A 22,535-nucleotide genomic window follows, 5' to 3' on the forward strand; every position below is an offset into this window, starting at 1 on the left:
AGGGCGGGAATTGAAACGATGACATTTGATAATGAATCTGATGCTAATCTTGTTCTCGATTCAATAATCACAAGTATTTTATTGCTCGATAAAAATCTTCATATTCTTTATGCCAATACGGCAGCTCAGCAATTATTATCGCAAAGCACAAAAAAATTATTAGAGAGTTATTTGCCTGATTTATTGAGCTATTATTCGTTGGATTTTGAACTCATGTTAAGTGCGTTAGAACAAAATCAAGGTTTTACGGATAATGAAGTCAATTTAGTGATTAATAATGAATTGCATATTTTATCATTAACGGCACAATTATTAGCAAATGGACGCATTCTTATTGAAATGGCGCCATTAAATAACCATAAGCGCCTTAGCCAAGAGCAATTACAACAAGCTCAACAAAGTGCTGCTCGAGAATTAGTTAGAGGGCTTGCTCATGAAATTAAAAATCCATTGGGTGGTCTACGTGGCGCGGCTCAATTATTATCTCGGGAATTACCTAAAAATGAATTACAAGATTATACACAAATTATTATTGAGCAAGCCGATAGACTCAGAAACCTGGTTGATAGATTACTGGGCCCTCAGCAGCGGTTACAGCAAAAAGAACAAAATATTCACAAAGCAATAGAACGAATCTATGCTTTACTCTGTTTAGAAAAGCCAATTAATATTCAAATTTTACGTGATTATGATCCAAGCTTACCTGAGTTAATTCATGATTCTGAACAGATAGAACAAGTGATTTTAAATATTGTCCGTAATGCATTGCAGGCTATAGGAACAAAAACAGGAACAATAACGATAAGAACAAGAACGGCCTTTCAGGTGACTTTACATGGACAACGTTATCGACTTTGTGCCCGCATTGATATTGAAGATAATGGGCCTGGCGTACCGGTTCATATACAAGATACCTTGTTTTATCCAATGGTGAGTGGTTATGAAGGGGGAACAGGAATTGGACTTTCGATTGCACATAATATAGTCGATCAACATCATGGAAAAATTGAATTTAATAGTTGGCCTGGACATACTGAATTTTCTGTCTATTTGCCAATTAAACAATGAGGTAAATTAAAATGAATGTTTGGATTGTTGATGATGATAGTTCAATTCGATGGGTATTAGAAAAAGCACTTACCAATGCTCACTTTAACTGCGTTACTTTCGCGAATGGTCAAGAAGTGATTGATGCGTTAGATACGCATGTGCAAAAACCTGCTGTATTGATCTCGGATATCAAAATGCCAGGACTTGATGGGTTAACCTTGTTACATTATGTGAAGGAACAAATACCGAATTTACCTGTAATTATCATGACAGCCCATTCAGATCTTGATGCAGCGGTCAATGCTTATCAAAAAGGTGCTTATGACTATATTCCTAAACCATTTGATGTGGATGAAGTCATTCAATTAGTTGAACGCGCAATTTTACAAACGCAAACAAACAAGACAAGTCAAACCACAACAGCAAAAGCCTCAACCGGTATTATTGGTGAAGCCCCCGCGATGCAAGAGGTTTTTCGTATTATTGGGCGGTTATCTAAATCATCGATTAGTGTATTAATAAATGGTGAGTCAGGAACCGGTAAAGAGTTAGTTGCCAAGGCGTTACACATCCATAGTCCGCGTTCACAATCGCCTTTTATTGCTCTTAATATGGCCGCAATTCCTAAAGATTTGATTGAATCCGAACTTTTTGGGCATGAAAAGGGCGCTTTTACTGGCGCTGCTCAAATCAGACATGGTCGATTTGAACAAGCTAATGGTGGAACCCTATTTTTGGATGAAATTGGCGATATGCCGTTAGATGTGCAGACGCGATTATTACGCGTACTTGCTGATGGACAATTTTATCGAATTGGTGGTTATTCACCGGTTAAAGTCGATGTACGGATTATTGCCGCAACCCATCAAGATCTTCAAGCGAGAGTAAGAGAAGGTAAATTTAGAGAAGATCTTTTTCATCGTTTAAATGTTATTCGTATTTTATTACCACCGTTACGAGACAGAGCACAAGATATTCCAAAACTTGCTGAACACTTTTTGCATACAACTGCAAAAGAATTAGGTGTTGAAAGTAAAATTTTTAGTCCAGAAGCTTTAAAAATTTTATGTATGTCAAAATGGCCAGGGAATGTTAGGCAGCTTGAGAATACCTGTCGATGGGTCACAGTTATGTCCTCAAGTAAAGAAATACTGGTACAGGATTTGCCACCTGAACTACTACAAATGTCTATGCCTAAAAATTCAATAGAGTATGAACCCCACTCTCAACCATTTCATCAACCAGAGCTTGAAATGAATTGGCAAAATTTACTTGAAAATTGGGCTAAACAAGCACTAATTGCAGGCAAAACGGGTATATTAACCGAAGCAGTAAACGATGTTGAACGTATTTTATTGAATTGCGCGTTAAACTTTACGCGTGGTCATAAACAAGATGCCGCACATTTATTAGGATGGGGACGTAACACGTTAACAAGGAAGTTGAAAGAATTATCAGATGATACACAAAATAAATTAGATGAGCTTTGATCATTAATTAAATAAGTTAGTTTGATTACTTTTGAATTAAAGTTTTTAAACTAACTCAATTAAAGTTTATTTGAACAACGACTTTTCAATTCTTAACAAAAAATTTGTATATTTATTTCTGATTTTCTCTCATTATTAATTAGAACCATAATTAACATTTTTCTATTTTTAGAGCAATGTGATTCATTTAATATGATTTTGGTTGTTATTCTTTTAAAAAAAACAAAAAATAATTTTTCGCATAAAAAAACGAATTTATGCAGAAATATATTGACATTTAGGAAGGGAAACATATATAATGTTTAAAACGCAAAACCTGTAAAACCCTATTTATCGTTAGATAAATCGTTATATTTAAGTTTATTCTTTCACTCTAATCATTTTCGATCCTCAATTAACTTCTTATTCTCCTTTTTAAGAGGAAAAACAGCTCTTTTTAATCAGAAAATATTTAATTCAGTTTCTTTTTATTTAAAATTTATTGGTATCATTTTAGGATTAATCACTGCTAATTCAGTTAATTCGTTAACTGCCACCACTTCAGCTGCAATTCATGGCAATGCACCATATTTAACTTTTGATAATGGAGCTACTAGCAGAAATAAAACAGATCCGCTTTTGAATATTACGCTTTACGATGGTCGAAGTTATAGCATCAAAGATAGTTTATCGACAAAAAGCAACCCAATTCGACTTCCTGCTGGAGGCGAAAAATTAAAAAATATTAAAACTGAACTTCCTTTAAATAAACTGAAAATCAGCTTGTTAGATCTAATTTCAAGTAAGGGTTATTGGAAAGATAATGATGGTGATAAGTTGTATACTGTTTCTGGCAATTTAACGTTAACGGTTAAAAGCGCTGATGGTGAAATGGTAAATAACCCTGAGCAGCTTTTGAATGATGCTTGTAATTCTCCCTATCAACTCAGTTTAACCAGTGATAGCGGCATTTTATCAACTCGCTATGGCTTGCCAAATTCTTCTAATTTTATTGGTAATCAAGCAGTTTACTATCTTATCCCTAATAAAGTGACCACTCCTTATTTTTGCTTTGCTCGGCCTAATTTAAAGTATAATGATAGCGATCCTTTTCCAAATTTTACATCTATGTCGGGACCAACAAGTCAATGGGATGGTAGTAAAGGATTTAAACTTCAAACCTTATATCAACCTTCGACCAATTTTCCAACCACAGCATCAAAAGGACTGTATTTTTATTTAACGGTAGCAGGGGCATTATCAAGTGAATTAAGCTATAGTAAATCGCCACAAAACTCTGGGATTAGCTTAAATATTACTACCGATAATATTAAACAAATCAATGTTGCTAAAGTAGAATTTCAAGGACCAGATAATGGTTCAAGTGCTGCAGAAGCTGCAACTGCAAAAGATCCAACTACTTTTACCATTTATTCAGATAAGAATAAAAAAAATATGATATACCGCTTCACAATAAGTAAATGGTTTATAGCAAAACCTGGTTATATTGACTATCCTTCTGCTAAATCCTACTGTGAAAATTTAGGTTACAAAATAGCTAGTATTATTGACTTAACTAATGCAAATGGTTGGGAATGGCAAGGTGGTTTGCCTAATCAACCCAATAATTACCAGCGTAGAATTGGTCAAACTTTATTTTCTGAATGGGGATTTACTGATAAGAATTATTATACAAATAGTGATCTAGAGTATGGTGATTATTGGACTGGGCAAATATACGACAATCTGAATGAGCCTTATCTTGTCCATTCAGATACCGGTGATGTATATCATGGCTATCTTGGTGGTAATAAACAGCGAGTTGCTTGCGTTAACTGATAGCTTTAACACAAATTTAGTATGAAAATTATTTCCTCACAGCCAATTATAACGGTGTGAGGAGTGGCACTAATAACATTGTCATCTTCACTGGATAAAATGTATTTATTCGATTGTTATATTTCTAATCTACCTAAGACACCCATTCTTTTATTCTATTAAAGTTAATTGAATAGCTTTATTTTTTTCGTTACAATCTAATGCAAATGATAATTGTTATATTTATCATTTCTTTTTTTATCAAGAATGATGATTAGGAGCCAAAATGTATTCACGTATCAAATTTAAGTTTATAGTGTTGTTAACAGCGCTATTTGTGTTAGCGGGATGTGATGATAATAAAAAAAATGAGCAAAGTTCAGTTAATAAAATAACCATTGAGCATGCGCAAGGTAAAACTGATGTACCTGAAAACCCTAAAAAGGTGGTTGTTTTTAATATCGCAACACTCGATATTATGGATGCTTTGAATATTCCTGTCTCAGCGGTTCCTCAATCTGATGTGCATTTCCCTGATTTTTTATCGAAATATAGTGATAAAAGTTATACTAATGTGGGGACGTTATTTGAGCCAAATTATGAAGTTTTAAGTTCATTAGCGCCTGATGTTATTATCGCAGGTGGTCGTGCGAACGATGTTTATAATAAATTAAATGATATTGCGCCAACTATTTCTCTTGATATTGATCCAAATAACTTTTTGGCAAGTTTAACACAAAGAACTGAACAATTAGGCACGTTGTTTAATAAACAAGATCAAGCTAAAAAGCTTATAGCTGATTTTAATCAAAAAATTGAACAACTTAAACCAAAAACAAATACCGCTGGAAGTGCACTAGTCATTATGGTTAATGGTGGCAAAATGTCAGCATATGGACCAAAATCTCGCTTTGGTTTTATCTTTGATATATTAGGTTTTAAACCTGCCACAACATTCCAAGAAGCAGGGCGTCATGGTAACGCAGTTACCTCTGAGTTTATTTTAAGTGTTAATCCACAGTGGCTTTTTGTTTTAGATAGAGATAATGCTATTGGAAATAAAGAAGCGCAATCAGCTCAACAAGTTTTAAATAATGATTTAATTCAAAAAACGGATGCATGGCAAAATAATCATATTGTCTATTTAGATTCAACCTCAATGTATATTGCTGGTGGTATTCAAACTTATAGCCACTTAATGGATCAAATAAGCGAAGCTTTACAAAAAACATCAGCTAATTAATCAAAGATATGGTTAAGTCGTTTTATTTTATTACAGGCATTTTCATTTTGTTGATAATGTCTGTAATAAGTTTATTTATTGGGGCTGGGAATGTCACGCTATCTGATCTTTGGATCGATAGTACGATGCGAGAGATTTTTTTTGTTAGCCGTGTTCCCAGAACCGTTGCTTTATTATTTGCAGGTAGTGCCATGAGTGTTGCCGGTTTAATAATGCAATTGTTAACCCAAAATCGATTTGTTGAACCTACTTTAGTTGGCACTACTCAATCAGCCAGTCTTGGTTTATTAATCATGATGGTGCTTGCACCGAGTGCAAGTGTGATGACAAAAATGGTTGTTGCCAGCTTATTTGCTATGGCGGGTACAATGATTTTTATGGTGATTTCCCGAAAAATCATTTTCAAATCAGCATTGATGGTGCCGCTTATTGGTATTATGTTGGGGGCAGTCATTAGCGCGATTACAACATTTTTCGCTATGTATTTTGATTTATTACAATCGCTTGGTGGTTGGGAATCAGGCGACTTTTCAGGTATTTTACAAGGCCGTTATGAATTATTATGGTTAGTCGGCGGTTTGACATTGCTTGCTTGTTGGAGTGCCGATCAATTTACCGTTGCAGGTTTGGGACGCGACTTTTCAGTTAATGTAGGTCTTAATTATCGTCGAGTCATGTTGACGGGACTTATTGTTATTGCATTAATTGGTGGGATTGTTGTTGTGGTCGTTGGTGTTTTACCTTTTTTAGGATTGATTGTGCCAAATATTGTAAGTTTATTATTTGGTGATAATGTTCGTAAAACGATACCTTGGATCTGTTTATTTGGCAGTGGATTAGTATTAATTTGTGACATTATTGGTCGGCTAATTCGTTATCCCTTTGAAATTCCCGTGAGTGTTATTCTTGGCGTAGTTGGCGCTATTATTTTCTTAATATTATTGAGTCGAAGACGCCATGTCAGTTAATCAAAAACGTTATACAATAAGTCAAAAAAGAGTATTTTTGTTATTTATTCTGTCTTTAATTTGTATAAGTTGTTTTATGACTTTAAACCTTAAAGGCAATATTAGTTATATATTGATGCACCGAACTTGGATTGTGCTAACCATGATTCTGGTTGCTTTTGCTGCATCGACTTCTACCTTACTTTTTCAAACCGTGACCAATAATCGAATTTTGACTCCATCAATTATGGGATTTGAATCTTTGTTTGTGTTAATCCAAACGATTGTGATCTTTTTTATTGATACACAAGGTATTCCCTATATTGGGATTATTGGTAAATTTGTATTTGAATCATTATTATTAATTTTATTTTCTCTCTTTTTATACCGTGGTTTATTCACTAAACTCAAACAAAATCTACATTTAGTTTTATTAATCGGTATTATTTTAGGTACGTTGTTCCGTAGCTTTTCTAACTTACTGCAACGTTTAATGACGCCAACAGAATTTGCTGTGTTACAAAGTCGAATTTTTGCAACATTTACCCGTGCTGAACCTGTCTTGATTATCTTTTCATTAATAATAGCCGCTGTGATTGGTGTATTTTTGTGGAAAATGCGATTTCGATTCGATGTACTTGCTTTAGGTCGGGATAATGCGATTAGTTTAGGTATCGATTATCAAAAGAGCGTTACAATAATTTTATTACTCGTTTCTGTTTTAGTCGCAATATCGACGGCATTGGTTGGACCGTTTACTTTTTTGGGTCTATTGATCGCTAATCTTGCTTATAGTATTAGCGGATCAAGCCAACATCGTTATTTACTGCCTACCGCTTTTTTATTGGGTATCATTTTTCTGGTCGGTGGGCAAATGTTTCTAGAGCGTGTGTTAAATATGGTTGGCGCTTTATCTATAGTGATTGAATTTATTGGTGGTTCTTTGTTTATTTTCTTATTATTGAAAAAGGTTCCAATGTGATTGAAATTGAAAATGTTTGTAAAAATTATCAAACTATACCCGTATTAAAAAATGTCAATGCGACTATTTCGCAAGGTGGGATTACGGCAATTATTGGACCGAATGGTGCAGGTAAATCAACGCTTTTATCGATTATCAGTCGACTTTTAGTGGCTGATGAAGGTGTTGTTAAAATTCAAAATATGGATGTTGTTAATACACCAAGTGATAAACTTGCGACCTATTTATCTGTTTTAAGACAAGAAAATCGGTTTACCAGTCGGTTAACTGTTTTTGAACTTGTTGGCTTTGGGCGTTATCCTTATACCAAAGGGCGCTTAAATGCTGATGATTATAAGCATATCAATCAAGCTCTGGATTTTTTGAATCTTACCGAATATAAAGATCGTTTTATTGATGAATTATCCGGTGGTCAGCGCCAGCGTGCTTATGTGGCTATGATTCTTTGTCAAGATACCGAATATGTCTTACTCGATGAACCACTCAATAATTTAGACATGAAACATGCGGTTGCTATGATGAAACAATTACGTCGAGCAGCAGATGAACTCGGTAAAACCATCGTTATTGTCATTCATGATATTAATTTTGCATCCGTTTATTCAGACTATATTTTGGCGATGAAAAATGGTGAGCTTGTTTATCAAGGTAGTCCAGAGCAAATTATGAATTCACAACTTTTAGAGGATATATTTGATACTCCTATAAAAATTGAGAATGTCCAAAATCAAAATATTGCGATTTATTATTAACTTATTTTTTATGCTTGATATCGAACATAAACGAATTCAAACTTTAACCAGTTGAACAATGATTGTTCCTGCATTAACACTGTTAATCATCAGATAAAACAATTAAGGTTTACAATTTCTCTTTATTCATGTTTAATTGCCAACAATATGTTTGCTGAGACTATATTATGAAATTAGACGAAATTGCTTTGTTAGCGGGTGTTTCTCGAACTACAGCTAGCTATGTAATTAATGGAAAAGCAAAAAAATATCGTGTTAGTGATAGAACGATTGAAAAAGTCTTAGCGGTCGTTAAAGAGCATAACTATCAACCAAATCAAGTCGCAGCAGGACTAAGAGCTGGTAAAACACGCACAATAGGTATTATTATTCCTGATTTGGAAAATAGTAGTTATACAACAATTGCCAATTACTTAGAGCAATTAGCGCGCAAAAATGGATATCAATTATTACTTTCATGTTCTGAAGATAAACCAAGTATTGAGCAAGAGTGCGTAAGGCATCTTCAGCAGCGGCGAGTTGATGCTTTAGTCATATCTTCATCGTTTGTGTCTCCTCAAGATTATAGGTTTTATGATGGTTGGCAAAATAACCAAATTCCATTATTTGCCTTAGATAGAACATTATCCAATAATCAATTTAGAAACATCGTTGGATCTGATAAACAAGATGCCAAAACGTTAGGCTCCACGTTTAGTCAATTTGTTGATGGAACTGTCGTTTATATTGGTGCTTTGCCTAATTTATCGGTTAGTCAATTACGTCTTGAAGGATTTGAATCAATTGCAGCAAACCAGTTTAATAAAGTTGATTTTTTATATGCAAATAATTATAGTCGCTGTGACGCCGAAATTGTATTTAGTCATTGGTTAGAAACGCATGATATACCCGATGGTATTTTCACTACCTCCTTTTCATTATTACAAGGCGCGATTGATTCAATTTTAAAAAAATTTGGCTATCTACCCAATCAACTGACGATTGCTACTTTTGGTGATCATGAACTGCTTGATTTTTTACCGTGTAAGGTGATATCGCTTGCTCAAGATCATCAAGAAGTTTCACAAGTTGTTATCGCATTATTAATGGAAAGCTTGCGTGAACAAAGTTATAAGCCTGGTACAACCATTATTCCAAGGCGGTTGCTATATAGAGGAAGCTTGGGTAGAGCCTGTCTGAGCGATTATAAAAAATAACTTTTTTAAGTTTTAATCAAAAAATTGGATCTAGATCACATATTAATTATTAATAGAGATAATTTATTTGATAAATATTTTAATTGTATTCATCATTGCTGAAACGATTCAATATAATTCAATTAAGGATTTAGAATTGTTGAGTTATTTTAGCAAACCCAACATTTTAACCCAGAGGTATTTATTCTATGTTTCATTTAGTTAAAGAAAATATTCATTTAAATGAACAAGCGACTAACAAGCAAGAAGCAATAAAAAAAATTGCCGCAGCATTAACGAGTGCAGGTTTTGTTGAAGATGGATATGTTAAAGGTATGCTAGAGCGAGAAGAGCAAGCTGCAACCTATCTGGGTATTGGTATCGCGATTCCTCATGGCACCACAAAAACTCGACATTTAGTGAAAAAAACAGGTGTACAGGTATTTTGTTTTCCAAATGGCGTTGAGTGGGGTGATGATGGTGAAAAAGCTTACTTGGCTATTGGTATTGCGGCAAGCTCTGATGAGCATTTAGAATTACTTCGCCAATTGACACATGTTCTTGGTGAAGATGGCGTTGAAGATAAAATTAAAAAAATTCAAACAGCGGATGAAGCAATTGCTATTTTAACTGATAAAGTAGAGCAACAAGATAACAAATTTACCATTCATCAAGATTCAGTGTTATTAGATATTCAAACAGATAGCCTAGCAACCCTACAAGCATTGAATGCTTCGCGTTTAAAACAGCACAATGCAGTGAATGCTAATTTTATTGCCGATGTGCTTGATAACAAACCTAATTATTTAGGCAATGGGATTTGGTTAAGTGATAGTAAAAATGGTAATTTAAAAAATGCGATTGCCATTAGCCGTACAGTTAGTCATCTGAGTGAAGATAGTAAACCTGTAAAATTACTTATAACAATGTCGGTTGTTGATGATTCAGTTGCAGAAGTTGTGCATCACATCGCATCGTTGATTTTTAGACAAAAATTAGACCAACTTTTAACAGCAAATGTCGAGCAATTAAGTCAGCTACTTATTTCTGGTTCTGATATCAATAATTCTGAGCATGTTGAATCGATCCCTACTCTTGCTCAATCTAATGCAGCCGAATCAAATGATAATGAATTAAGTCGTGAATTTGTTATTCATAATGAAAATGGCCTGCATACCCGCCCATCATCTGTATTAGTTAAATTGGTAAAAGAATTCAATAGTAAAATAACGGTTGCCAATTTAGATGGTAAAGGTGAGCCTGTAAGTGCAACCAGCTTAATGAAGATTGTAGCTCTAGGTGCTAAAAAAGGCAGTCGTCTTAAATTTACTGCTGTTGGACAAGATGCTGAGCAAGCGCTCAATGCCATAGGTCAAGCCATTGCTAGCGGATTAGGTGAGGGAACTGAATAATGACTTATCGTGTTGCAACAATTACATTAAATCCCGCTTATGATCTATTAGGTTTTTGTCCTAAAGTTGAACTTGGTGATGTTAATTTAGTCCAGACAAATGCACTACTTGCTGCTGGTAAAGGGATTAATGTTGCCAAAGTACTATCAGATCTGGATGTTAAGTTAACGGTAGGCGGTTTTTTAGGTAAAGAAAATCGTGATGGTTTTAACTTGCTGTTTAAATCACTAAATGTCGTTGATAAGTTTCAAACCATTGATGGGCGCACCCGTATTAATGTTAAATTAACTGAAGAAAATAGCGAAGTTACCGACCTAAATTTTTCTGGTTTTACGATTAACGATCAAGATTGGCAGACTTTCGTTACCGATTCATTAGAATGGTTAAAAGATATAGATATGGTTGCCATTAGTGGTAGTTTACCTGCTGGCGTATCTCTGGAAAAGTTTACAGAATGGATGAAGCAAGTTAAAGCAATTTGCCCTAAAGTGGTATTTGATAGTAGCCGTGATGCTTTAGTAGCAGGTCTTAAAGCCAACCCTTGGTTAATTAAACCAAATGATAAGGAACTTGAAATGTGGGTTGGTCGAAAGTTATCTACGCTTACCGACATCAAAACAGCTGCTTTACAAATTATCGATAGTGGTATTGAAAATGTGGTCATCTCACTTGGCAGTAAAGGTGCATTATGGGTAACAAAAAATGAAGCGTGGATTGCTAAACCCCCAAAATGCCAAGTTGTTAGTACAGTTGGTGCGGGTGACTCAATGGTCGCTGGATTAATGTATGGTCTTATGACTAATCAATCAATTAAAGATACGTTAGTGTTTGCATCAAGTGTTGCAGCGCTATCTGTTGAACAAGCAGGCGTAGGCATTTCTGATCGTCAAGCTGTAACAAATATGCTCGGCAAAATTGAAATTAACGCTGGATAGGAGTATTCATGAATATATATATTGTTGAAGGTAGTAATACAGGTCCAGTAAATGGACGATTAGCTAAAGCTGAACTTATTTTAGCTGCTAATGCTTTAAATTTAAATGTAGTTGAAAACGCAGCAAATGCCGATGTGATTGTTGCAGTGGGTACAGGATCAATTGCTGATACGTCAGTGATGGGTAAAAAAGTTTATGTTGTTGAAGATATCGATGATGTTTTTGCCAATTCGAAACAAATATTAAACGATGCGCCAAATAAAGCAAAAGTTTATGAGCAAACAGTGGCAACAGCTTCAGCTTCTGCTACAGGGATTAAACGCATTGTTGCTGTTACTGCTTGCCCAACAGGTGTGGCTCACACATTTATGGCAGCCGAAGCCATTGAAGAAGAAGCAAAAAAACGCGGCTGGTGGTGTAAAGTTGAAACACGTGGATCAGTTGGCGTGGGGAATGAATTAACACCTGAAGAAGTTGCTTCTGCTGATGTCGTTATTGCTGCATGTGATATTGATGTTGATTTAAGCAAATTTGCCGGTAAAAAATTATACCGTACTAAAACTGGTCCTGCTCTTAAAAAGACCGCTCAGGAATTAGATAAAGCATTCGAAGAAGCAACAATTTATCAACCTACAACCAATACCTCATCAGCTAAATCAAGTAATGAGAAGAAGAGCGTTTATAAACATCTATTAACCGGTGTTTCGTATATGTTACCTATGGTGGTTGCAGGTGGGTTAATTATTGCACTTTCTTTTGCATTCGGATCATTTGAAATTGTTGATGGCGTACAAAAATTAATTGGTGAGCCACATTTGGCACAGATTGGTGGACTGGCGTTTTCACTGATGGTGCCATTACTTTCTGGATATATTGCCTATTCGATAGCCGATAGACCTGGCTTGGCCCCTGGTCTTGTCGGTGGTTTGCTTGCGGTATCAACCGGGGCAGGTTTTTTAGGGGGCATTATCATTGGTTATTTTGCTGGTTATTTAGCCTTGTTAATTACTCGATATTTACCACTACCAAAAACGCTTGAAGCATTAAAACCTATTCTAATTGTGCCTTTACTTGCAACATTGGTAACAGGTTTAGTCATGCAGTTTATTGTCGGTACGCCTATAGCATGGTTAATGAATGCTTTAACTGAGTGGTTAAAATCAATGGGTACCGCAAATGCCGTTATTTTAGGTGCTATCTTGGGTGGCATGATGTGTACAGACATGGGCGGACCAATTAATAAAGTCGCTTATGCGTTTGGTACAGGTTTGATTTCTGCTCAAGTCTATGCACCAATGGCAGCAGTAATGGCGGGCGGCATGGTTCCTCCATTAGCGATGGGATTAGCAACTTTAATTGCTCGTAAAAAATTTGCTAAAGCTGAACAAGAAAGTGGTAAAGCGTCTTTAGTTTTAGGTTTATGCTTCATCTCTGAAGGGGCCATTCCATTTGCAGCGCGTGATCCGTTACGTGTTATCCCTTGTTGTATTATTGGTGGTGCAATTACAGGTGGTATGGCATTAGCCTTTGGTTCAGAATTGATGACGCCGCATGGTGGGTTATTTGCATTAGCAATCCCTGGCGTTGTTAAACCTGTTGGTGGTTATTTATTGTCAATCTTAGTCGGCTCTGTCATTGCTGGTGTCGTTTATGCGGTTATTAAAAAACCGGAAGTTGTTGCTGAAGAAGTTACACAGTAATTATTTTTATACTTACAAAAAACGCCATTTTATAATGGCGTTTTTACTTTTTGATAAATAATAATTACTTTTTCACCCAACGCTGTAGGTCTTTAGCAATAAAATCATCCATTTTTTGTAATATATTTGTTGCATCATCCGATACGATTAATGTGTTATAAAAACTTTCTCGAATAAACCCCTCTTGTACTGCATGCTTTAAAAAGTTCAGCAGAGGTTGCCAAAATTGGCTATTGAATAGCGCGACAGGTTTTTCATGGTAGCCTATTTGCATCGCTGTCCAAACTTCAAAAATTTCTTCTAATGTGCCTGTTCCACCTGGCATCGCAATAAAACCATCAGCTAGTTCAGCAAGCCTTGCTTTGCGTTGATGCATATTTTGAACAACTTCTAACTGAGTAATGCCATGATGCGCAGTTTCGGCTTTAACTAAACGTTCAGGAATAACACCAATAACCTCACCACCATTAGCTAATACGGCATTAGCAATAATCCCCATTAACCCTTTATTGCCACCACCATAAATTAATCGCCTATTTTGTTTGGCAATGGTTTGACCAAGTTGTTCCGCTGCAACACGATATTCAGCACGATTGCCTTCACTGGCACCACAAAACACACAAATATTCTTTTTCATAAACGTTTATTTTACCTATCTTGTCATTTTTAACTTATTTTAGCATAGACATAGACAAATTTGCTTACAAGCTGAGCAATTGATTTTATTTAGTGTTTTAACGATTGACATAAACGTAATAGATGGTTAATATTTTGTCCGTCAAGTGTTCCTCCATAGTTCAGTCGGTAGAACGGCGGACTGTTAATCCGTATGTCACAGGTTCAAGTCCTGTTGGAGGAGCCAAATTCAGTTTTTAAGAACCTGCATTGAGCAGGTTTTTTTATGTCTAATCATCTATGATGGATTTTTGGTCTGTGATTAGCCTTATATGATTGCTTATCTTGCTATCACCTAGTTACTTTTTCCAAATTACCTAAAGTAATAATATAAATTCAAATTGTTACTCACTCTATAACACTTTCCACAAAAATTACTCCAACTGTATTATTGACTTCTATTAATTCTATCTTCATTAACTAAAAATTGTGAATAAAATTCAAATTTCTATTCTTTATTGATCCCCTGATAATATTAAGTATAGCTGTGATGAGCATGAACTTCATTCATGTTATGAAGATTGATGTCAAATTAACAACTTAATTTTTAAAAATGTCAAAGATTTTTTTTATAAAAAAACAAAAAAGTCTTAGTGGTATATTCTAGTAAGGCAATTTTTTGAGGCGTATAATTTGAGACCCGTTAATCAACGTTCTAGTGAAAAATCAAGATGAAACTTAACATAATCATGGCGGCTTTAATGGTAACGAGTTTATCATGTGCTGCTGCAGAACATTCTTCACATTGGGGGTATGAAGGTGAAGATAAACCTGAAAATTGGGGAAAACTATCACCAGAATTTTCAACTTGTGAAAATGGCAAAAACCAATCACCTATCAACATTGAACACGTGTTCAAAACTCATCATGATAAACTTAAACTGGTATTCAAACCAGGTAAGCAAGAAATTATCAATAATGGTCACACTATTCAAGTTAATGTTGGTGAAGGTAATACTTTACAAATCGATAACGAAGTTTTCACCTTACAACAATTCCACTTTCATGCGCCAAGTGAAAATGAAATTAAGGGCAAACAGTTCCCAATGGAAGCACATTTTGTCTATAAAAATAAGAATGGTGAGTTAGCTGTGGTTGCACTGATGTTTAATAAAGGAAAAACGAATCCAGAATTAGCAAAAGCCTGGCAACAAATACCAACCGAAGTTGAAGCGACGGCAACGCTTACTCAGCCTGTTGATATAAAAGCTCTATTACCAAATAGGTTAGATTTTTATCGCTTTAGTGGTTCATTGACAACTCCTCCATGTACAGAAGGGGTAAGATGGATTGTGTTAGAACAAGAAAGCAGTGCATCGGCTGAGCAAATCGAAAAGTTCCACTCAATTATGCATCATGATAACAATCGACCAGTCCAACCATTAAATGGAAGGGTAATTGTTGATTAATGTCCAAATGGCTCTATCAAATGTATTTAGATAGAGCCTATTTTAACAAATTTTTTTCGATTCTATTATAAATAAACTTGTTAATTTTTTTCATAATCGAAATTAAAAAACCAGAAATTACTTATAAATGCTTTGCAACCTCTCGGGCAACATCTAAAGCAATCTGATCCCAAGCATATTCTACCACAGAAGTCATATTTGCATCTTTTACACCACTATCATTTTGCTTGGTTGAAAACTCTTTAGTCCACGTTTTACCTGATAATTCAAATGTGAGATTTAAATATACACTAGCATTATCAATATTCGTCATGCCATAAGTAAATTTAGTTTTGGCATTATTAACAATTATTGTCAGTTTCTTCCCTCCAGAATTTATGTCAGCGTATGTACTAATTGCCTCTTCAATTCTAGTAGAAAGCCCTATACCGGTTGGGATTCGGGTACGACTACCACCACCAATAAATCCTGAAGAACCTTGTATGTCAATACGTGAAGTAAAACTATCAGGAACCCATACAATATTTAAGTTTTGTTTTTGAGGTAAATGGATTTCTGATTTTATTTGTTTTAATGATTGATAAGACAAACGATCATTAAATTGGAGATGAACACTACAACCAGATAAAATAAATCCAAGACAAGTTAATAAAATTATTTTTTTCATACCATTATCCTTAATAAAATTTTCAGTAATATTATGTAATTAGAACAATTAAATCAATAATTACTTACAATTCATAATTAGATAATTTTTCGGTTTATAAACTCGAAGGTAACAAGGATACTTCGATTTGAAATTAAACAAACCAAACATTTTAATTGTGTGAATTAATAGTCAATGATATTCAGTTAATCGTTGATTATTAATAATAAAATCTAATCTATGGTTTTATTGGATAACAATAGTGTTTTTTCTATTTAAATGTTTGAATAAGGGTAAGGTAGTATTATTCTCCAAATAAAACCATATTAATAACATAGATCTTTATCTCACAGAGGTATTTATAATGAATACTAAGCGCGTCAGCGAAAGATATATGCGGATAAATTTCTAATCCAAGAATAGTTCTTTTTCAAGAATCGGAACATTGATTCTGAATACGTTATAATTTTTATCCGAGGGTTTAATTAAAAGATTAATAATCATTATGATAGATTTATTATTTTTCATTATTAGCTTGAGTTTTCTTAATTAAGTATTTAGCAACAACGTTGCTGTTCTCCTTGAATATCTCTTTATGGCATACCTAACAATTCTTATACAAAAATACAATTTATATCAGATATGATGATTTGGTTAAACTTCTTTGGATTAATTTAGAAAAATTAGAAACAAAAAATAAATAATTCATTAATTTTTTCAATAAATTACGAACTTTAATAAGCTGGAGGGAGTTAAATTATTTTATAATAAATTGATTAATTGAATAAAAATAGTTTAATTTTTTGTAGACCAATTTAAGTGCTGATTAGGTTAATATTCGTAATATCTTTATTTTTATACACAATGAAAAAAAACACGAAATCGTTTATTCTATAAAAAAATGATGAGATTGATTAGGAAATAATGATGCAAATTTTTACAAATAAAAGTCAAAAATTGACTATCTTAAAAGAAAAACCATTCAAACTAGAAAAAGAGATCCAGTCATTATTTGAACATAATTTAGATATTATTGGTAATTTAACCTTTGTAAAATCTGAATTCAAAATTAAAGATTACCGCATTGATACTTTAGCTTATGATACTGAAGCGAATGCATTTGTTATTATTGAATATAAACGTGAACGTAATTTTAGTGTTATTGATCAGGGCGTGACCTACTTAAATCTTATGCTGGATTATCAGGCTGATTTTATTGTCGAGTATAATGAATCTTGCCAAGCGAATTTAAAACGTCATCAAATTGATTGGTCGCAAAGTAAAATTATTTTTGTTTCCCCTGCGTTTACTGACTATCAAAAACAATCGACTAACTTCAAAGATTTAGCCATAGAACTATGGGAAATTAAACGGTTTGATAATGACTTAATTTCGATTAACCCTATCAAACGTTCTAAGTCGGCACCAAGTATTAAACAAGTACAACATACGAAAGATTCGGCATTAGATAAAGTAACCAAAGAGTTAGTTGTATATGATGAAGACTACCATTTAGAGGATAAATCAGATGACGTTCTAGAGCTTTATGAAAGCTTTAAGAATGCTATTTTATCATTATCGACAGATCTAGAAATCTCACCTAAAAAACTTTATATTGCTTTTAAACAGGGTAAAAATAATATTGTCTCTATACACTTACAAAATAAATCCCTAAAAATTTGGATTAATGCTAAAAAAGGCAATCTTGACGATCCTAAAAAATTAACAAAAGACGTTTCTAATGTTGGTCATTGGGCGACGGGTGATTATGAGTTGACGGTAACTGATACTAAGAATTTAGAATATATTATGAGTTTGGTAAAGCAGGTGTTGTAAGTATTTTGCTTGAAGAGCAAAATACCTAATAATACGTTTAAACCTGCCAAAACTATCTTGGATAATATTTTAATGATTACCAAAGTGAATTACTGTTTGCACGCTTCTGATCAATGCGGATATTAAACTCAGCAGATAAATTAAAGTCTGCTGAGTTTTTTATATTAGAAAATAGTTTAGTCCCAGTTTCCATCTTCTTGTATTAACTCACTGTATGAGTTGATATAATCAATCGCTGTTGCTTCATTTTGTTCAATCGCTATTTCTACCGCTTTTTTAGCAACCTCTAAAAGTTGTTCGGATTGTTTTTTGAGTTTAAACGATTGTTGAATTAGATCAGATATCTTTTTCTGATGATCTAATGGTAATTTAGGAATAATAACCTCTTCAATTTCGGATGGTTTCCAGTGCTGAATAATAGAACCACCCGCATCTCGTTCAGCTTGCAATTGAACAATTTTTGAATTTAAAACTAAAGTTAAATAATCAGGTAAAAATTCATTATCTATCATATTTAAATGCAATAATGCCCCTGAAGTAATAATTTCCATATCTTCTTCAATTTTATAAGCAATACCAACACTACCATCTTTTGAAAGTAGTATAGTATCTTTCTTAGGATAAAGGGTTGCACTACCATATTTATTAGCATCCAAATGGATTTCGGGTTTTGTTAATCCAAATTTTGAGAGATTAGAAACTCTAACAAATGGAATCCCCGTATCCTGATAAGCATCACTTCCGGGTTCAATTGATTTTTTTATGCTAACAATTTCCCCTAACTTTTTACTTTCTAATTGAGATAGATGATAAAAGAGATCATCATATTTAGGTTGATAATATTCAGCGTCTAGACGACCTGTAAACAAAAAGCTTTCTTTGAGTGATTTTATATTTTTTGTCGCATTATTATCAATTGAATATAAAGATATTTCCCTTAGTAAAAAATTTTCTGCTCGATTATATAATGTAGCTGCATCAATTCTCATTCTGTTTGCTTTAACAAAATTATCTTCAACACAATTTTGCAACTCTTTTGAAAGAATAGGGATCTCAATTTCTTTGACTTCTTCGGGATTCACATTTGTTTGATTTATTGATTCTCTTGCTCTTCTCTTGATTTCTTTGACACCAAACTTAGAGCTTAAGAAACATGCTAAATATTCTGGTTTAATAACTAAAGGGTCTGGAATAAATCTAACTAAATAAGAAGCGAATATTCGATTATCTTCATTATTATAGTAAACACCTGTACGTCCGACCCATTCATAAGAATTAGTCCTATTAAATAAAACATCCTTATCATTCAATTTAAATGTGCTTAATTCAATTAAGTTAATATTAGCTGATTTATTAACATTTAAATCACACAACATTGAATGTATTTCATTCATTCTATAAATGGGATAACCAATACGGTTTTCATTCATTTCAATAGAAATACCATATTGACTAGATAATAAAATATCACCTATCCGTTTATAACTCAGAGCTAAATTTTTAATCACTGTCTCTGTGTGAAACTGAGAATCTATTCGATAGTCTTTATTCGCATATATAGTCTTCAACATAATTTCTTTTATCTCAAGCCCTTCCAACAAAGCTTCATACTTCGCTTTATCAAAAGGGCTATTTAAAAAAAACTTAACTTCTCTTTTTTTGCAAACTCAATAAAGGCTTCCGCAATACCATCTTGAGTTAAACCTTCATGGTTAAATAAATCATGTTTAACAATCAAATGACCATGACTATCTAATAGGTACTGTTCCATATCGATACTATCATCATTATAACTATCGACTGGTTCGGCAGATTGTTGTTCATGCCGCATTTTTTGTGCTGATTCTGGATAATCCTGTTTTTTGACATATATTTTTTCACCGCTATTATCTTTGCTTGGTTCTTGCATGGTAGCAAAGAAGATAGGGTAGTCATCGACACGAGGGCAAAGTGGACCAAGATTTGGATCATCATTCCATTTTTGTAGTAATAATACGCTGGTTTTAGTGCCTGTATGTGGTTTAAAAACATTGCCATGCAAACCTACAACACCTAATATTCGGCAACGGTCAGCAATATATTCTCGAATATATTTATCTGAACTGTTATTAAAACGGCCTTGTGGTAAGACAACCGCCATACGCCCACCTGGTTTTAAGAAGTCTAAGTTACGCTCAATAAATAAAATATCGCGTCCAACCTTTGCCTGCTGTTTACCTTTAGAATTTTTACTAAGTTCATACTTAGCTAGTAAACGACTCTCTTTGATTTCACCAGCAAAAGGCGGGTTTGCCATAATAATGTCAAAGTTAAAATCTCGGCAATCAAATTTTGTTTCACCATTTACATTATAAGATTTAGGATTGACTAATAATTTACGAATATTTTTCCAACCTGTGCCGTAAATATCTGTCCATTCAACATTATTGTAGTAATCATTCCAGCGGTCATAATCTAAGGTATTTAGATGCATAACATTGGTTTGACCATCACCAGCAATTAGGTTTAAAGTTCTGGCTACACGTACAGCGCGCTCGTCAAAGTCAATGGCAAATACTTTAGAACGCACATAATCTTCCTGTTCGGGAAGTTTTTTCTCAGCTGTAAATAGATGACTTACTGGCAGTCCTCTCTCTTTTAACTGCTGTTTCCATACATGAAAGATAGTATGCACAGGGAAACCACAACTACCCGCAGCAGTATCAATCATGTATTCGTGTGCTTGTGGATTAAGCATTTTAACGCACATATCAATAACATAACGAGGCGTAAAATATTGTCCTTTATCCCCTTTGCTGCTTTTATTGATTAAGTATTCAAAAGCCTCATCTACCACATCTAAATTAGAGTTAAATAATTTGATTCCTTGTAAGGAGGATACACATACTTCTAAATGTGATGATGTTAACGTGATTTTAGCTCTATTATCAAAAACTCCCTCCCAATGCTGTTTAGCTTCGTCGAATAAGCGTTGTATCTTTTCTTTAAGCTCAGCACCTGTTTCACCGTAATTACGGAATTCAAGGTTTCTTGATGGATTCCGTGTACTGGATAATTCATCAAATAGTTTGGTAAAAATCAGTTGAAAAAGCTCTTCAAAAACATCAACGCCAGCATTAGCTAGCACTTCATCTTCCATCTCTAAAATAAGGTCTTTTAGAGATTTACGCTCTTTAATTAATTTATCATTATCAACTAAAGTTTGAATGGTCCAACGTTCGGTTAAAATATCAGTCAGTTTTTGCGTTGATTTTGGTATTGAGGGAATATCAATAAAATAGTTAGGATCTCTTCTGTTGTAATATGAGATGGATTCGCCATTTGTCCATACTCCAATAGGCGCTCCTGTTGCATTACAGTAAGATTTTAATTGTTCTTTACCATCTTTTAATTTAGGTTTTTTGAGCTCAATAATGATATAAGGAACCGTGAGTTGTTGTGCATCAAACACGACAATATCGGCACGTTTTTTCTCTCGCCCAAAAGAAACAGATTCCTCTACTGCTATACGGCTATTTGAATACTGGTAATCATCGATTAGTACCATTAAATATAATTGGCGAACAACCTCTTCTGGTGTCAATTTAATTTGTTTTTTACGAATTAGACATTCAATATAGGCAATATCACTGCCTTTTTTATCTTGTTTGAAAACAATGCTTTGTTCTAATTTGGTAATTTTTTCATCTTTAAATTGGTTTAGTTTATAGTCTGAATCACGAAGAATGTTAGCTAATATCATATAATACTCTGTAAGGATAATGGCGCATTAATGCATAATGGTCCATATCTTACTATATTTTGTTATTTTGATGAATGTAATTAGTAGTTATATACTGTAAAAATCGTATTGCTATACATTAATTAATTTACAATTTAAATGCATCATTATTAGAGAATATTGCTCATAACTTATAAAATAAATTAGCTGAGTTATCTTTAATAAACCCTATGTCCATAATCTGCTCATGCCCAAGTTCTCTGCTAGCGCAGCCAATTGTTTTCTAATCTGCTACTCCGGCATTAGCTCTTTACTAGTTAATCCCCTTGCTTTCGGTGATTTCCAACTAGTAAGCGTTTTTTATCGTGTAAAGTTAAAAGAGTGCCGTGAACCGTGCATTTTATTGGCCCTGACTTTTTAGTATTGTCCGTAATAGATATTAGATGGTTCTATTCACATTTTTTAATTCGCAATACCCGAATTTTCTTTCTATAACGAGAGGGCCAAATTCGTTTAGCCTCTATACCTAATGCATTGGCAATAATCAGTTCGCCTTTTGTCCATGGGCGAACAAGTGCGTTAGAGAGCGTTGAAGGTGCATAGCCAGATTGTCTAGATAACGCAGATAGCGTTGTTCCTTTCTTTTTCAATGCTGCAATAATATCGGCAGGATGCCAGTCTTTTTTGCTATTCATAACACCTCCTAAAATCATCAATTACATGAATTATTAATGTAAAACTTTAATTATGATTAAATTAAAATCA

At 33.9% G+C, this 22,535-nt stretch carries 18 protein-coding genes and 1 tRNA gene; 14 read left to right on the forward strand and 5 right to left on the reverse strand.

Going from position 1 to position 22,535, the window contains the following annotated elements:
• Positions 1 to 18: 18 nt before the first annotated feature.
• The 11 genes from glnL to fruA all read left to right on the forward strand — a co-directional run bounded on the left by glnL (position 19) and on the right by fruA (position 13,483).
• Positions 19 to 1,068: a nitrogen regulation protein NR(II) gene (gene glnL, locus J3U59_RS06125; RefSeq protein WP_267333796.1), complete on the forward strand. Its 1,050-nt coding sequence runs from the start codon at positions 19 to 21 to the stop codon at positions 1,066 to 1,068.
• Between the two features lie 11 nt (positions 1,069 to 1,079).
• On the forward strand, positions 1,080 to 2,540 hold the full coding sequence (gene glnG, locus J3U59_RS06130) for a nitrogen regulation protein NR(I) (RefSeq protein ID WP_267333795.1): 1,461 nt from the start codon (positions 1,080 to 1,082) through the stop codon (positions 2,538 to 2,540).
• A gap of 618 nt (positions 2,541 to 3,158) precedes the next feature.
• Positions 3,159 to 4,358 (forward strand): hypothetical protein, encoded by a 1,200-nt coding sequence (locus J3U59_RS06135; protein WP_267333794.1) that lies wholly within the window; start codon positions 3,159 to 3,161, stop codon positions 4,356 to 4,358.
• Between the two features lie 265 nt (positions 4,359 to 4,623).
• On the forward strand, positions 4,624 to 5,580 hold the full coding sequence (locus J3U59_RS06140; RefSeq protein WP_267333793.1) for a siderophore ABC transporter substrate-binding protein: 957 nt from the start codon (positions 4,624 to 4,626) through the stop codon (positions 5,578 to 5,580).
• An 8-nt stretch (positions 5,581 to 5,588) separates the two neighbouring features.
• Complete coding sequence (locus J3U59_RS06145) at positions 5,589 to 6,548, forward strand: ABC transporter permease (protein WP_416379591.1); 960 nt, start codon at positions 5,589 to 5,591, stop codon at positions 6,546 to 6,548.
• On the forward strand, positions 6,538 to 7,509 hold the full coding sequence (locus J3U59_RS06150) for an iron chelate uptake ABC transporter family permease subunit (protein ID WP_416379590.1): 972 nt from the start codon (positions 6,538 to 6,540) through the stop codon (positions 7,507 to 7,509). The genes J3U59_RS06145 and J3U59_RS06150 overlap by 11 nt, the downstream gene beginning before the upstream one ends.
• Complete coding sequence (locus J3U59_RS06155; RefSeq protein ID WP_267333790.1) at positions 7,506 to 8,261, forward strand: ABC transporter ATP-binding protein; 756 nt, start codon at positions 7,506 to 7,508, stop codon at positions 8,259 to 8,261. The genes J3U59_RS06150 and J3U59_RS06155 overlap by 4 nt, the downstream gene beginning before the upstream one ends.
• 167 nt (positions 8,262 to 8,428) lie before the next feature.
• Complete coding sequence (cra, locus tag J3U59_RS06160) at positions 8,429 to 9,457, forward strand: catabolite repressor/activator (RefSeq protein ID WP_267333789.1); 1,029 nt, start codon at positions 8,429 to 8,431, stop codon at positions 9,455 to 9,457.
• Between the two features lie 188 nt (positions 9,458 to 9,645).
• The gene (gene fruB / locus J3U59_RS06165) at positions 9,646 to 10,848 is read left to right on the forward strand and encodes a fused PTS fructose transporter subunit IIA/HPr protein (protein WP_267333788.1); all 1,203 of its coding nucleotides are present in this window, start codon (positions 9,646 to 9,648) and stop codon (positions 10,846 to 10,848) included.
• Positions 10,848 to 11,783: a 1-phosphofructokinase gene (gene fruK, locus J3U59_RS06170; RefSeq protein ID WP_267333787.1), complete on the forward strand. Its 936-nt coding sequence runs from the start codon at positions 10,848 to 10,850 to the stop codon at positions 11,781 to 11,783. Before fruB ends, fruK begins: the two co-directional genes overlap by 1 nt.
• A gap of 8 nt (positions 11,784 to 11,791) precedes the next feature.
• Positions 11,792 to 13,483 (forward strand): PTS fructose transporter subunit IIBC, encoded by a 1,692-nt coding sequence (gene fruA, locus J3U59_RS06175; protein WP_267333786.1) that lies wholly within the window; start codon positions 11,792 to 11,794, stop codon positions 13,481 to 13,483.
• Positions 13,484 to 13,547: 64 nt separating this feature from the next.
• Here the strand turns inward: fruA and J3U59_RS06180 are convergent, their stop codons facing one another.
• Positions 13,548 to 14,120: a TIGR00730 family Rossman fold protein gene (locus tag J3U59_RS06180; protein ID WP_267333785.1), complete on the reverse strand. Its 573-nt coding sequence runs from the start codon at positions 14,118 to 14,120 to the stop codon at positions 13,548 to 13,550.
• A 149-nt stretch (positions 14,121 to 14,269) separates the two neighbouring features.
• Between J3U59_RS06180 and J3U59_RS06185 the strand changes: the two genes are divergently transcribed.
• Together J3U59_RS06185 and J3U59_RS06190 are read left to right on the forward strand one after the other, a co-directional pair.
• Positions 14,270 to 14,345: transfer RNA gene (locus tag J3U59_RS06185), tRNA-Asn, on the forward strand.
• A gap of 484 nt (positions 14,346 to 14,829) precedes the next feature.
• Complete coding sequence (locus tag J3U59_RS06190) at positions 14,830 to 15,567, forward strand: carbonic anhydrase (protein ID WP_267333784.1); 738 nt, start codon at positions 14,830 to 14,832, stop codon at positions 15,565 to 15,567.
• Between the two features lie 121 nt (positions 15,568 to 15,688).
• On the opposite strand, the gene J3U59_RS06195 is transcribed toward J3U59_RS06190, so the two are convergent.
• Positions 15,689 to 16,234, reverse strand: coding sequence for a hypothetical protein (locus J3U59_RS06195; RefSeq protein ID WP_267333783.1), 546 nt, complete (start codon positions 16,232 to 16,234; stop codon positions 15,689 to 15,691).
• A 906-nt stretch (positions 16,235 to 17,140) separates the two neighbouring features.
• On the opposite strand from J3U59_RS06195, the gene J3U59_RS06200 reads away from it, so the two are divergent.
• Positions 17,141 to 18,049 carry a DUF5655 domain-containing protein gene (locus J3U59_RS06200; RefSeq protein ID WP_267333782.1) on the forward strand — a complete coding sequence of 303 codons (909 nt, stop codon included), beginning with the start codon at positions 17,141 to 17,143 and terminating at the stop codon, positions 18,047 to 18,049.
• Between the two features lie 176 nt (positions 18,050 to 18,225).
• On the opposite strand, the gene J3U59_RS06205 is transcribed toward J3U59_RS06200, so the two are convergent.
• From J3U59_RS06205 to J3U59_RS06215, 3 genes are all read right to left on the reverse strand, one after another.
• Positions 18,226 to 19,650 (reverse strand): hypothetical protein, encoded by a 1,425-nt coding sequence (locus tag J3U59_RS06205; protein WP_267333781.1) that lies wholly within the window; start codon positions 19,648 to 19,650, stop codon positions 18,226 to 18,228.
• Positions 19,651 to 19,682: 32 nt separating this feature from the next.
• A complete protein-coding gene (locus J3U59_RS06210; RefSeq protein ID WP_267333780.1) occupies positions 19,683 to 21,791 on the reverse strand; it encodes an N-6 DNA methylase in 2,109 nt (702 codons plus the stop codon).
• Between the two features lie 428 nt (positions 21,792 to 22,219).
• Positions 22,220 to 22,465, reverse strand: a complete 246-nt coding sequence (locus tag J3U59_RS06215; RefSeq protein ID WP_267333779.1) for a helix-turn-helix domain-containing protein — start codon at positions 22,463 to 22,465, stop codon at positions 22,220 to 22,222.
• Positions 22,466 to 22,535: the final 70 nt, after the last annotated feature.

The sequence above is a fragment of the Gilliamella sp. B3783 genome (assembly GCF_026536125.1).
GTDB lineage: Bacteria > Pseudomonadota > Gammaproteobacteria > Enterobacterales > Orbaceae > Gilliamella.

Excerpts from the sequence above, each read along its gene's own strand:
- glnL (WP_267333796.1), top strand. The coding sequence starts at position 19 with ATGACATTTGATAATGAATCTGATGCTAATCTTGTTCTCGATTCAATA.
- glnG (WP_267333795.1), top strand. The coding sequence starts at position 1,080 with ATGAATGTTTGGATTGTTGATGATGATAGTTCAATTCGATGGGTATTA.
- J3U59_RS06140 (WP_267333793.1), top strand. The coding sequence starts at position 4,624 with ATGTATTCACGTATCAAATTTAAGTTTATAGTGTTGTTAACAGCGCTA.
- J3U59_RS06145 (WP_416379591.1), top strand. The coding sequence starts at position 5,589 with ATGGTTAAGTCGTTTTATTTTATTACAGGCATTTTCATTTTGTTGATA.
- J3U59_RS06150 (WP_416379590.1), top strand. The coding sequence starts at position 6,538 with ATGTCAGTTAATCAAAAACGTTATACAATAAGTCAAAAAAGAGTATTT.
- cra (WP_267333789.1), top strand. The coding sequence starts at position 8,429 with ATGAAATTAGACGAAATTGCTTTGTTAGCGGGTGTTTCTCGAACTACA.
- fruB (WP_267333788.1), top strand. The coding sequence starts at position 9,646 with ATGTTTCATTTAGTTAAAGAAAATATTCATTTAAATGAACAAGCGACT.
- fruK (WP_267333787.1), top strand. The coding sequence starts at position 10,848 with ATGACTTATCGTGTTGCAACAATTACATTAAATCCCGCTTATGATCTA.
- fruA (WP_267333786.1), top strand. The coding sequence starts at position 11,792 with ATGAATATATATATTGTTGAAGGTAGTAATACAGGTCCAGTAAATGGA.
- J3U59_RS06180 (WP_267333785.1), bottom strand. The coding sequence starts at position 14,120 with ATGAAAAAGAATATTTGTGTGTTTTGTGGTGCCAGTGAAGGCAATCGT.
- J3U59_RS06190 (WP_267333784.1), top strand. The coding sequence starts at position 14,830 with ATGAAACTTAACATAATCATGGCGGCTTTAATGGTAACGAGTTTATCA.
- J3U59_RS06195 (WP_267333783.1), bottom strand. The coding sequence starts at position 16,234 with ATGAAAAAAATAATTTTATTAACTTGTCTTGGATTTATTTTATCTGGT.
- J3U59_RS06200 (WP_267333782.1), top strand. The coding sequence starts at position 17,141 with ATGCAAATTTTTACAAATAAAAGTCAAAAATTGACTATCTTAAAAGAA.
- J3U59_RS06210 (WP_267333780.1), bottom strand. The coding sequence starts at position 21,791 with ATGATATTAGCTAACATTCTTCGTGATTCAGACTATAAACTAAACCAA.
- J3U59_RS06215 (WP_267333779.1), bottom strand. The coding sequence starts at position 22,465 with ATGAATAGCAAAAAAGACTGGCATCCTGCCGATATTATTGCAGCATTG.